8 protein-coding genes and 2 pseudogenes are annotated in these 11,829 nt (G+C 65.4%); 5 read left to right on the top strand and 5 right to left on the bottom strand.

From position 1 onward, the window contains the following. Positions 1-397: 397 nt before the first annotated feature. From ACDI39_RS24965 to ACDI39_RS24955, 3 genes are all read left to right on the top strand, one after another. Positions 398-1,771, top strand: coding sequence for a TolC family outer membrane protein (locus ACDI39_RS24965; RefSeq protein ID WP_225789762.1), 1,374 nt, complete (start codon positions 398-400; stop codon positions 1,769-1,771). A 67-nt stretch (positions 1,772-1,838) separates the two neighbouring features. After that, on the top strand, positions 1,839-3,974 hold the full coding sequence (locus tag ACDI39_RS24960) for a type I secretion system permease/ATPase (protein ID WP_253080919.1): 2,136 nt from the start codon (positions 1,839-1,841) through the stop codon (positions 3,972-3,974). 11 nt (positions 3,975-3,985) lie between these two features. Next, positions 3,986-5,341 carry an HlyD family type I secretion periplasmic adaptor subunit gene (locus ACDI39_RS24955; RefSeq protein ID WP_486537143.1) on the top strand — a complete coding sequence of 452 codons (1,356 nt, stop codon included), beginning with the start codon at positions 3,986-3,988 and terminating at the stop codon, positions 5,339-5,341. A 21-nt stretch (positions 5,342-5,362) separates the two neighbouring features. Here the strand turns inward: ACDI39_RS24955 and ACDI39_RS24950 are convergent, their stop codons facing one another. The 4 genes and pseudogenes from ACDI39_RS24950 to ACDI39_RS24935 all read right to left on the bottom strand — a co-directional run bounded on the left by ACDI39_RS24950 (position 5,363) and on the right by ACDI39_RS24935 (position 8,645). Beyond that, on the bottom strand, positions 5,363-5,974 hold the full coding sequence (locus tag ACDI39_RS24950; protein ID WP_225789764.1) for a tRNA-uridine aminocarboxypropyltransferase: 612 nt from the start codon (positions 5,972-5,974) through the stop codon (positions 5,363-5,365). Positions 5,975-6,049: 75 nt separating this feature from the next. After that, positions 6,050-7,030, bottom strand: a pseudogene (locus ACDI39_RS24945) (methyl-accepting chemotaxis protein); the annotation flags it as partial. 282 nt (positions 7,031-7,312) lie between these two features. Next, positions 7,313-7,609, bottom strand: a pseudogene (locus ACDI39_RS24940) (PAS domain-containing protein); the annotation flags it as partial. 142 nt (positions 7,610-7,751) lie between these two features. Further along, positions 7,752-8,645, bottom strand: coding sequence for a LysR family transcriptional regulator (locus ACDI39_RS24935; protein WP_225789766.1), 894 nt, complete (start codon positions 8,643-8,645; stop codon positions 7,752-7,754). A gap of 225 nt (positions 8,646-8,870) precedes the next feature. On the opposite strand from ACDI39_RS24935, the gene speB reads away from it, so the two are divergent. Both speB and ACDI39_RS24925 read left to right on the top strand, forming a co-directional pair. Further along, on the top strand, positions 8,871-9,821 hold the full coding sequence (speB, locus tag ACDI39_RS24930; protein WP_225789767.1) for an agmatinase: 951 nt from the start codon (positions 8,871-8,873) through the stop codon (positions 9,819-9,821). 165 nt (positions 9,822-9,986) lie between these two features. Then, positions 9,987-11,366: a sodium:solute symporter family protein gene (locus tag ACDI39_RS24925; RefSeq protein ID WP_225789768.1), complete on the top strand. Its 1,380-nt coding sequence runs from the start codon at positions 9,987-9,989 to the stop codon at positions 11,364-11,366. A gap of 137 nt (positions 11,367-11,503) precedes the next feature. On the opposite strand, the gene ACDI39_RS24920 is transcribed toward ACDI39_RS24925, so the two are convergent. Then, entirely contained in the window at positions 11,504-11,632 is a 129-nt protein-coding gene (locus ACDI39_RS24920; protein WP_256543834.1) for a PA1414 family protein, read from the bottom strand. Positions 11,633-11,829: the final 197 nt, after the last annotated feature.

Here is an 11,829-nt window from a genome sequence, read left to right as displayed (position 1 = left end):
CCACTGTGGTCACGAGGACGACGAACGCCCCCTGCCGGGACGGATCCGACGATAGACTGATGGAAAATGGCCACTATTTAATGACAATTTTTTGTCGCCAAATTCCATCTTTGCCGTTGTCGCCTGTGTCCTTAGCTGCAAAAAATCTGGAACTTTTTCTGACGCCCGAAAAACGCCGAATGCAGTGGGTTTTACCGGTCCATGACTAGAACAATGTCCGGTATTTTCTGGACCGCATAAGTTTTTTTTCGCATAGCGTTTATGAAAAATTCTTCTTAGCTGGCCCGATAAATGTTCTTAGCTCTGTTGTTACAAACCTGAAACGGTTTCACCCTGCTTTTTTCGTCATTTTTTTGGCGATCGCAGGACCTCATTCGAGACCAGGGAGATGTACCCCATGCGCGTTCTGACCCCCATCACCAGTGCAATTCTGTTGGCCATGGCGTGTGCCAACGTTCAGGCGATGTCGATCACGGAGGCCGTCCAGAGCGCCGTGGACCAGCATCCGGAGATCAGTGCCAGCCGCAACAGCCGGCTTTCCGCCGACGAGGATGTGAAGTTCGCCCGCGGGGGTTACTACCCAAGCGTCGACCTGGTCGGCGGCTACGGCCGCCAGCGCTCGGACAACACCAATACCCGCGGCTTCAACCCAGACGGGACGCGCAACCACAACAAGGAAACCCTCAGCTACACCCAGTCGGAACTGCGCCTGCGGCAGATGCTGTTCGACGGCTTCAACACCGCCAACGAAGTGGGCCGCACCGAGGCGGTGGCCAACTCGCGTGCCTACTTCACCCAGGCCACGGCCGAGACCGTGGCCCTGCGCGCCGTCGAGGTCTACCTCGAAGTGCTCAAGCGCCGTGAACTGGTGACCCTGGCCAAGAACAACCTGCAGGCCCACCTGCGAGTCAACGACCAGATCGGCCTGCGCAGCGAACGGGGCGTGGGCAGCACCGCCGACCTCGACCAGTCCCGCGCCCGCCGGGCCCTGGCAGAGAACAACCTGGACACCGCCGAAGTCGACCTGGCCGACGCCGAAGCCAACTTCTACAGCGTGGTCGGGCGCCTGCCCGACGAGCTGGAAACGCCAGTGACCATCAAGGGCGAGGTGCCCACCTCCCTGGAGCAGGCGCGCCAGGGCATGCTGGAGAACAACCCCTACCTGAAATCGGCCCAGGCCGACGTGAACGCTGCCGAGCAGCAGTACGAAGTGGCCAAGTCGCCGTTCTACCCACGCCTGGACGCCGTGCTGGCCACCGGTGCCAACAACAACATCGCCGGCCAGCGCGGCCACGACAACAACGACTGGCAGGCTGGCGTCGAGCTCAGCTACAACCTGTTCCGTGGCGGCAGCGACAAGGCGCGCCTGCAATCGGACGCGCACAAGATCAACCAGGCCATGGACATTCGCAACAATGCCCTGCGCGAGCTCAACGAGAACCTGAGCCTGGCCTGGAACGCCATGAACAACGCCCGCAAGCAGACCCCGACCGCCCGCGAGTACGCCGAGACCACCCAACGGGTACGCGCGGCCTACCAGGACCAGTTCGGCCTCGGCCAGCGCACCTTGCTCGACCTGCTCGACAGCGAGAACGAGCTGTACAACGCCAACCGTCGCTACACCGAGGTGCGCTACACCGAGGAGTTCTCCATGTACCGGGTCCTGGCGACCATGGGCCAGTTGCTGGGCAAGCAGCGTATCTCGCTGCCACCGGAAGCCATCGCCAAGAGCGAAGTACGCAACCAGGCCAGGTTGCCCGAGATGCGTTGAGCCGGCACGAAACTGGATCGTTCGGATCGGGCCCCCACCGCGGCAGGAGTAGGCCATCGTGACCAGTATGCAAAGCGCGCAGCCGCGCCTAGATGTTGATGATCCGCTGCTCGATGGCCTGCTGATCCTGTGCCGGCTGCACGGCTGCACGGCCAGCCGCGCCAGCCTGTGCAGCGGGCTGCCCCTGGCCGAGCAACGGCTGGCCCAGGACCTGCTGCCCCGCGCCGCCGCCCGTGCCGGCCTGCAGGCCCGTCTGTTGCGCCGGGAGCTGGCCGCCATCTCGCCGCTCAACCTGCCGGTGCTGCTACTGCTCGACGAGGGCCGCAGCGCCGTGCTGCAGCGCTGGGGCGATGACGGCCGGGCGCTGATCCTGCCGTGCGAGGCCGAAGGCGGCGAGCAGTGGGTCGAGCGCCAGGCACTGGAACAGGCCTACGCTGGCCAAGCCCTGTTCGCCCGCCCCCGGCATACCCTGGAGAACCTGCGCAGCCCCCTGCTGCCGAGGGTCGAGGCCTGGTTCCGCGACACCTTGAAGCACTCCCGCTGGCTGTATGGCGACGCCCTGCTGGCCAGCCTGCTGATCAACCTGCTGGGCTTGATGGTGCCGCTGTTCGTCATGCAGACCTACGATCGGGTGGTCCCCAACCAGGCTCTGTCGACCCTCTGGGTACTGGTCGCTGGCCTGTTCATCGGCACCGCCTTCGAGCTGGTGTTGCGCACGGTGCGCGCCCACTTGCTGGACCAGGCCGGCAAGAAGACCGACCTGATCCTCTCCGCCACCCTTTTCGAACGCATCACCGGCATGGCGATGAAAGCCCGGCCCGCCACCATCGGGGGGTTCGCCCAAAGCATCCACGACTTCCAGGGCCTGCGCGAATTCCTCACTGCGGTGACCCTGACCAGCATCATCGACCTGCCCTTCGTGGCCTTGATGCTGCTGGTGATCGGCCTGCTCGGCGGCTGGCTGGTGCTGATCCCGCTGGTGGCCTTCCCCGTGGCCGTGGGCTTTGCTTTGTTCATCCAGGTGCGCCTGCGCGACACGGTGCAAAAGAGCCTGAGCCTGGGCGCGGTCCGCCAGGCCCTGCTGATCGAGACCCTGGGCGGGCTGGAAACCCTCAAGGCCTGCGGCGCCGAGAGCGAGCGCCAGTACCAGTGGGAGCACACCAACGGCGCCATGGCCCGGCTCGATGCCCATGCCCGCAACCTGTCGTCCCTGGCCAGCAATGGCACGCTGTTCATCCAGCAGTTCTGCGGCATGGCGACCATCGTCGCCGGGGTCTACAGCATCATTGCCGGCAACCTCAGCGTCGGCGCCCTGGTCGCCACCTACATGCTCGGCAGTCGGGTGCTGGCGCCGCTGGGCCAGATCGCCGGGCTGATCACCCGCTACCAGCAGGCCCAATTGACCATGCGCAGCACCGATGCGCTGATGGCCCTGCCCCAGGAACGTCAGCCCGAACAGCAGGCCCTGGCCCATACCACGCTCAAGGGCGGCCTGGCCCTGAGCCATGTCACCTTCCGCTACCCGGACCAGGCCGCCCCTGCCCTGCAGGACGTGAGGCTGAGCGTCCAACCTGGCGAGCGCATCGGCATCATCGGCCGCAGCGGCTCGGGCAAGAGCACCCTGGCCCGCCTGCTGATGGGCTTTCACCACCCGGACGAAGGCCAGGTCCTGCTGGACAACCTGGACCTGCGCCAGCTGGATGTCGCCGACCTGCGCGCCCAGTTGGGCTATGTCGCCCATGACCTGCCGCTGCTGGCTGGCAGCCTGCGCGACAACCTCACCCTCGGCGCCCGCCACGTCAGCGATGCACGCATGCTCGAGGTGGCCGAGCTGACCGGCGTCAGCGAACTGGCCCGCCAGCACCCGCAAGGTTTCGACCGACCAGTGGGTGAGCGCGGCCAGTTGCTTTCCGGCGGCCAGCGCCAGGCCGTGCTGCTGGCTCGGGCACTGCTGCTGGAGCCACCGATCCTGATCCTCGACGAACCCACCAGCCACATGGACAACAGCAGCGAGGAGCAACTGCGCCAGCGCCTGCAAGCCTGGGTACCGGGCAAGACGGTGTTGCTGGTCACCCACCGCACCTCGATGCTCAGCCTGGTGGACCGGCTGCTGGTGCTGGACAACGGCAAGATCGTCGCCGACGGGCCGAAGGACGCGGTCATCGACGCCCTGCGCAAGGGCCGCATCGGCACGGCCCTCTAGGAGGTATGTCCATGTCCCTCGGCCACAACGTACGCAGCGCCCTGCCGGGCTCGTCCAAGGCTGCCGAACGCGACTACATGCCGGAACTGGCCGGCGCCACCTTGCAGGATTCGCCGCGCCTGTCGCGCCTGACCGTGTGGCTGGCCGCCCTGCTGTTGCTGGTGGCCCTGGCCTGGGCCCACTTCGCCGTGCTCGACGAAGTGACCGTGGGCGAAGGCAAGGCCATCCCGTCGAGCAAGGTGCAGGTGGTGCAGAACCTCGAAGGCGGGATCGTCACCGAGATCTTCGCCCGCGAGGGGCAGATGGTCGACAAGGGCGCCACCCTGCTGCGCCTGGACGACACGCGCTTTTTGTCCAACAAGGGCGAGAGCGAGGCCGACCGCTATGCCCTGACCGCGCAGGTCGAGCGTCTGTCGGCCGAGTCCGAAGGGCGTCCACTCGAGCTCTCGGAAGAGGTTCGCAGCAAGGCCCCGCAGGTGGCCGAGGACGAGATGGCCTTGTACACGTCGCGCCAGCGCCGCCTGGCCAGCGAGAAGCAGACCCTCAACGAGCAACTGCGGCAGAAGACCCAGGAGCTGGCCGAGTTCCGCTCCAAGGTCGAGCAGTACCGCTCGGCACTGTCGTTGCTGCAGCAGGAGTTGAACATGTCGACGCCGCTGGTGGGGACCGGCGCCATCTCGCCGGTGGAGATCCTGCGCCTGAAGCAGCGCACGGTCGAGGCCCGCGGCCAGCTCAACGCCACCAACCTGGCGATCCCCCGGGCCGAAGCGGCGGTGGCGGAGATCAAGAGCAAGATCCAGGAGTCCGAGGCCACCTTCCGCTCCGAGGCGGCCAAGGAACTCAACGACAAACGCACGGAGCTGTCGAAGATCACCGCCTCCAGCATCGCCATCGACGACCGGGTCAAGCGCACCTCCGTGGTGTCGCCGGTGCGCGGCATCGTCAAGCTGCTCAAGGTCAACACCATCGGCGGCGTGGTGCAGCCGGGCAGCGACCTGGTGGAGATCGTGCCGATCGAGGACAACCTGCTGATCGAGGCCAAGGTCCGGCCACAGGACGTGGCCTTCCTGCATCCGGGGCAGACGGCGATGGTCAAGTTCAGCGCCTACGACTACACCATCTACGGCGGGTTGAAGGCCACGCTGGAGTTGATCGGTGCCGATACCGTCACCGATGACAAGGGCAATGCGTTCTACCTGATCCAGGTGCGGACCGAGAAGAACCACCTCGGCGGGGATGACAAGCCACTGCTGATCATTCCGGGGATGGTGGCCACGGTGGATATCATCACCGGGCGCAAGAGCGTGCTCGACTACCTGTTGAAGCCGGTGCTCAAGGCCCGGACCGAGGCGTTGCGTGAGCGGTGATCGCGGTTTGGAGCAGTGCGCCTATTGGGGCTGCTTCGCAGCCCCATGATTGCGCCCGAACGTCTCGTCGCCCATGGCCCTGATCTGCCCCTCGATCAACGCATCGAACGGCCGCAGCAACGCATCGAAGCGCCCCTCCCCCTCCAGCACGTTCAACGCCTGCACCAGCGCCTCGATGGTCGACAACGCCCCCGGCCCAGGCGCCTTGCGCAGCCGGTAGCGTGAAGGCTCGGCCTGCTCCAAGGTCACGCGCGGCAGGGCCTCCAGCAGCGGGTTCAGGTACAGCAGCTTGCGTGCCTTGCGCCAGGTGCCATCGGGTACGACCAGCAGCAACGGCCTGTCGTCGGCGTCGGTGCAGGCCGTCAGCCCCTGCGCCGATTCTCCGGGGAACAGCAATACCGGCCGATACCCCGAAGCGGCCAGCAGCGCGTCCAGGTCGTCGAACACCTCACCCACGCGCAACTCGGCATTGACCAGGCCAAGGGCAGCCAATCGGGCGGTATTCAAGGCATGCGAACGTTCACTCGGGTGCTGCAACAAAAGCACACGGGTGCGGCTGTCGAGGCGGGGAATCAGCGGGCAAAGGCAGTGGTCGAGCGGACGCAGGCAGCGTTCGCAGCGGGGTCTGGACATCGGCTTCTCCTTACCGAGCGCAGTGTGCCACAGCCCAGCGCAAAAGCCCCACTTCCCTGTGGGGGAGACGAAACCTCAACGGTTGAAACGTTCGGCCAGGCTGTGCAGGTACTCGGCCATGCGCTCGAGGTCCTGGCTGATCTCGGCCCCCTGCTTGGCCTGCCCCGCGCTCTCGTCGCACAGATGAGCGATCCGCACGATCTGCTGGTTGATGTCCTCGGCGACATGGCTCTGCTGTTCCGAAGCCGTGGCCATCTGCTGGCTCATGCCGGTGATGCGGCTGACCGCCTGGACGATACCGGCCAATGCCTGCTGCACCGCCTCGACGCTGTGCACGCTATCGCGGGAGATCTGCTCGCCACGGCTGGCCGTGGTCACCGCCCGCTCGGCACCGCTGCGCAGGGACGCGATGATCTGGTGGATTTCCTCGGTGGAGGCGCGGGTCCGCTGGGCCAGGGAACGCACCTCATCGGCCACCACGGCGAACCCCCGCCCCTGCTCGCCGGCACGCGCCGCCTCGATCGCGGCATTGAGCGCCAGCAGGTTGGTCTGCTCGGCGATGGAGGTGATCACGTCCACCACGCTGCCGATCGACTGGGTCTGCTCGGCCAGGGCATTGACCGCCTGGCCGATGTCGTTGACCGCATCGCTCATGCTGCCCATCGCCTGCAGGCTCTGCTGCGCCAGTTCGCTGCCCTGCTGGGCCAGCTGGTCGGCGTCGCTCGCGGCATGGGCGGTGTTCTGCACGTTGTGGGTGACCTCCTGGATCGTCGCCGCCATCTGTGCGATGGCGGTGGCCGACTGGTCGGTCTCGCTGCGCTGGCGATCGAGCATCTGCGCCTGCGCATCGGACAGATCGGCCGACTGCGCGGCCCGCGACTTGACCCCCACGCCCGCATCCACCAGACGGGTGAGCGCCGTCTGCAACCGGGCCTCCTCGCTGATGATGGCCAGGTCCAACTGCCCCTGCAGCCCCGGGTTATCGCTGTAGGTCAGGGCCACCAGCGGGCTGGTGAAGGCCTTGGGATGCTCGTCGAGGGTGCGCCGGATAGCCTGGTTCTGCCGATGCTCGACCCAGTACCAGGCGCCCAGCAAACTTGCCATCAGCAGCGCCAGCGCCGCGTACTGCGGCAGCCAGAGGTAGCCGGCGGCCGACACCAGTCCCGCGCCGATCAGCGGCAGGCCATGCCTCAACCCGTGTCCCAGGCGTGCGGCCCAGGGCACCGGCGAGCGCCCGGCCCGCAGGCGGGCATAGAGCGCCTCGGCCCGGCGAATCTGCTCGCGGGTCGGCACCGAGCGCACCGACTCGTAGCCACTGATGCGGCCATTCTCGTAGATCGCCGTGACATAGGCGCTGACCCAGTAGAAATCACCGTTCTTGGCGCGGTTCTTGATCACCCCCATCCACGGTTTGCCCTGCTTGATGGTCTCCCACATGTGACCAAATACCGCGGGCGGCATGTCGGGATGGCGCACCAGGTTGTGCGTCTGGCCGACCAGCTCGTCGTAGGTGAAGCCGCTGATCGCCACGAATGCATCATTGCAGTAGGTGATGCGGCTGTTCAGGTCGGTGGTGGAGATCAGCCGCTGGTCGGTGGGGAAGGTTCTTTCGTGCTCAGTGACGGGCAAGTTCATGCGCATCTGGGCGGTCCTTGCTTCATTGGAGGTGGGAAATTTTATCAGGACACCTAGATGTTTAGCAGAATGCCACTACCCCTGGGGCCGAGTTTGTAGGAAATTTTTACGGCATGACGAAGTGTCTTGAACACGACCTGCGTCAGTTGACGTTCAACTGCGACTTGAGCAGGTCGCGGAATGTCTGGATCAAGGGTTCCCGGCTGCGTCCACGGCGGATGATGAGGGAAAACGGTGCCTGGTAACCGAAGGTGGCCGGGGACAATACCCGCAAGTCGCCCTTGTCGACCCAGGCCTGGGCATAGTGCTCGGGCAGGTAGCCGATGTAGGCGCCGGACAGGATCAGGATCAACTGTGCCTCCATGCTCTCCACCGTCGCCGCGCTGTGCTTGAAGCCATGCCGGGCCAGCTCCGCCTGGCTCCAGTAGCCTCGGCCGACCATGCGCTGCTGGGTGATCACCTGCTCGGGGATGCGCCGCTCGCCGAACAACGGGTGGCGGCTGCTGCAATACAGCCAGTGCTGTTCACGGTAAAGGGGTTGGTAGACCAGCCCGCTCATGCGCGAAGAGAAGGCGCCGATGGCCAGGTCCAGGCGATTGTCCTGCACCCCCAGTTGCAGCTCGTAGGGGCTGGAGACCGACAGGTGCAAATGCACCGCCGGGTGCTCTTGGCTGTAGGCGCCGATGGCCTCGGCCAGGGGCAAGGCGCGGTCACCGACGGTGGAGTCGATGACCCCGAGATTGAGGGTGCCGCGCAGCTCGCCCTTGAGCGCTGCGGCGTACTGCTCGAAGCCGTCCAGCTCCGCCAGCAGGCGCAGGGTCTCCTGGTGGAACAGCTCGCCCTTGCTGGTCAGGCTGAAACCACCGCGGCCACGGTGACAGAGGACGATGCCCAGGGTGCTTTCCAGCTGGCTCATGTAAGTACTGATGGCCGAGGTGGACAGGTTCAGCTCGCGCTGGGCGTTGGCGAAGCCCTGATGGCGCACCACGCTGACGAAGATACGCAGCAGTTTCAGATCGGGCAGGGTCGAGGCCATGGTGCAACGGTTCCGCAGGGTGGAAATGGCCAGAGTCTAACCCGGCCCAGCGCCGTTAGTTCAGAAATTTCTGAAGTAAGTTTTTGCCTGTAGCGATTCTTCTCGCCCACTACCTTGCGCAGACTTGGCCGCAATGTCCCTGCCCGTCGGCCCCAAGCGCCAGCCAGGCGTGCCACGGCACAGGTTCGAACAAACAGAACAATCGACCGACTGATGAGGCCCATCGTGGAAAAGATTCTCCACCAACCACTGGGCGGCAACGAAATGCCGCGTTTCGGCGGCATCGCCACCATGCTCCGTCTTCCCCACCTGCAAAGCGCCGAAGGCCTGGACGCCGCGTTCATCGGCGTGCCGCTGGACATCGGCACCTCGCTGCGCTCGGGTACCCGTTTCGGTCCGCGGCAGATCCGCGCCGAGTCGGTGATGATCCGCCCGTACAACATGGCCACCGGTGCCGCACCGTTCGATTCGCTGTCGGTGGCCGACATCGGCGACGTGGCGATCAACACCTTCAACCTGCTCGATGCGGTGCGCATCATCGAGCAGGCCTACGATGAGATCCTCGAACACAACATCATCCCCCTGACCCTGGGTGGCGACCACACCATCACCCTGCCGATCCTGCGCGCCCTGCACAAGAAGCACGGCAAGATCGGCCTGGTGCACATCGACGCCCACGCCGACGTCAACGACCACATGTTCGGCGAGAAGATCGCCCACGGCACCACCTTCCGCCGCGCCGTGGAAGAAGGCCTGCTCGATTGCCAGCGCGTGGTGCAGATCGGCCTGCGTGCCCAGGGCTACACCGCCGACGACTTCAACTGGAGCCGCCGCCAGGGTTTCCGCGTGGTCCAGGCCGAAGAGTGCTGGCACAAATCGCTGGAGCCGCTGATGGCCGAGGTGCGCGAGAAAGTCGGCGGCGGCCCGGTGTACCTGTCGTTCGACATCGACGGCATCGACCCGGCCTGGGCGCCGGGCACCGGCACCCCGGAAATCGGCGGCTTGACCACCATCCAGGCGATGGAGATCATTCGCGGCTGCCACGGCCTGGACCTGATCGGCTGTGACCTGGTCGAAGTCTCCCCGCCCTACGACACCACCGGCAACACCTCGCTGCTGGGGGCCAACCTGCTGTTCGAGATGCTCTGCGTGCTGCCGGGCGTCGTACGTCGCTGATCCAGGCCGCCCCTGCACAAGGGCGCGATGCTGGCTTGCTGGACCCCGGCAGGAGCCATCCGGGAGGGCCATAGAGGCCCGCCAACACAAGACGAGACCTCCGGGCGCCGTGAACCCGCCCGGGTGGTCGATCTCGCCATAATAAAGATAATCGGGAGACCCCCAATGGCCTTGGACATCATCGTTGTACTGATCTATGCCGCCGGCATGCTTGGGCTTGGCTGGTACGGCATGCGGCGGGCGAAGACCCACGAAGACTACCTGGTGGCCGGGCGCAACCTCGGCCCGACCCTGTACATGGGCACCATGGCCACCACCGTGCTGGGCGGCGCCTCCACCGTCGGCACCGTGCGCCTGGGCTACGTCCACGGCATCTCCGGCTTCTGGCTGTGCGCCGCGCTGGGCCTGGGGATCATCGCCCTCAACCTGTTCCTGGCCAAGCCCTTGCTGCGCCTGCGCATCTTCACCGTGACCCAGGTCCTGGAGCGGCGCTACAACCCCATGGCACGCCAGGCCAGCGCCGCGATCATGCTGGCCTACGCGCTGATGATCGCCGTGACCTCGACCCTGGCCATGGGCACCGTGCTGCAAGTGCTGCTCGACGTACCGTTCTGGATGGCGCTGCTGTTCGGCGGTGGCGTGGTGGTGGTCTACTCGACCATCGGCGGCATGTGGTCGCTGACCTTGACCGACATCGTGCAATTCGTCATCAAGACCGTCGGCCTGATGTTCATCCTGCTGCCGGTGTGCCTGTACAAGGTCGGCGGCTGGGACCAACTGGTCGCGCAGTTGCCGGCGGCCAGCTTCAACTGGACCACCATCGGCTGGGACACCATCGTCACCTACTTCCTGATCTACTTCTTCGGCATTCTCATCGGCCAGGACATCTGGCAGCGGGTGTTCACCGCCCGTGACGAGAAGGTCTGCCAGCGCGCCGGCACCACCGCCGGCATCTATTGCGTGCTGTACGGCCTGGCCTGCGCCCTGATCGGCATGGCCGCCCACGTGTTGATGCCGGACCTGGCCAACCCCAACAACGCCTTCGCGGCGATGATCAAGACCACCCTGCCCGATGGTATCCGTGGCCTGCTGATGGCGGCGGCCCTGGCGGCCATGATGTCGACCGCCAGCGCCGGCCTGCTCGCCGCCTCGACCACGCTGACCGAGGACCTGCTGCCCCGCCTGCGCGGCGGCAAGCAGTCGAGCCTGGGCGTGAACCGCCTGTTCACCCTGATCACCGGCCTGGTGGTACTGGGTATCGCCCTGGCGGTGAACGACGTGATCAGCGCCCTGACCCTGGCCTACAACCTGCTGGTGGGCGGCATGCTGATCCCGCTGATCGGCGCGATCTTCTGGAAACGCGCGACCACCGCGGGGGCTATCGCCAGCATGTCGCTGGGTTTCACCACCGCGCTGTTCTTCATGTTCAAGGATGGGTTGGATGCCAACTCGCCGATCTACTACAGCCTGGCGATCGGCCTGGTGAGCTTCGTGCTGATCAGCCTGCTGTCGCGTCGCCCGGTGGCGACGGCGAACCTGGCGTAACCCCTCGCAGGAGCCGGTTCGCCGGCGATGGGCTGCAAAGCAGCCCCACTGCCGCTTGACCGACATGCGGGCTTGCCTCACACAGGCCCATGAAACCCAAAGGCCGCCGCATCGAAGGATGCGGCGGCCTTTTTATTTCAGCGGCGGCGCGGCTGGCGCTTGCGCTGTTCCTCATCAGTGGGGATCGGTACCGGCTGCAGCGGTGGTGGGAGCAAGCCCAGGGCGACTGCGAGGTCGTGGAGCCAGTTATACATTCGATTGTTCATAACGCCCCCTTCACGGGTCAGCCTCAGGTAAATCAATCCTGCGATGCTTCATACAGATCATAGCCCGATGTCCTGCATTACGCATGTCTCTAATCCCATAGATAGGGGTGAGTTTGACGCGGATCAAGCGGAAACGGCAGGCCTCGACGGTCGGTCAAGTGTTTCTCCTTATTGCAGGTGGATCCAGGCCTGCGCAA

The organism is Pseudomonas sp. Tun-23181, assembly GCF_057415455.1.
Note: the sequence above shows the minus strand (reverse complement) of the source record. Positions and strands in the feature narration are given on the sequence as shown.

Excerpts from the sequence above, each read along its gene's own strand:
- ACDI39_RS24955 (WP_486537143.1), top strand. The coding sequence starts at position 3,986 with ATGTCCCTCGGCCACAACGTACGCAGCGCCCTGCCGGGCTCGTCCAAG.
- ACDI39_RS24935 (WP_225789766.1), bottom strand. The coding sequence starts at position 8,645 with ATGGCCTCGACCCTGCCCGATCTGAAACTGCTGCGTATCTTCGTCAGC.
- ACDI39_RS24925 (WP_225789768.1), top strand. The coding sequence starts at position 9,987 with ATGGCCTTGGACATCATCGTTGTACTGATCTATGCCGCCGGCATGCTT.
- ACDI39_RS24965 (WP_225789762.1), top strand. The coding sequence starts at position 398 with ATGCGCGTTCTGACCCCCATCACCAGTGCAATTCTGTTGGCCATGGCG.
- ACDI39_RS24950 (WP_225789764.1), bottom strand. The coding sequence starts at position 5,974 with ATGTCCAGACCCCGCTGCGAACGCTGCCTGCGTCCGCTCGACCACTGC.
- ACDI39_RS24920 (WP_256543834.1), bottom strand. The coding sequence starts at position 11,632 with ATGAACAATCGAATGTATAACTGGCTCCACGACCTCGCAGTCGCCCTG.
- ACDI39_RS24960 (WP_253080919.1), top strand. The coding sequence starts at position 1,839 with ATGCAAAGCGCGCAGCCGCGCCTAGATGTTGATGATCCGCTGCTCGAT.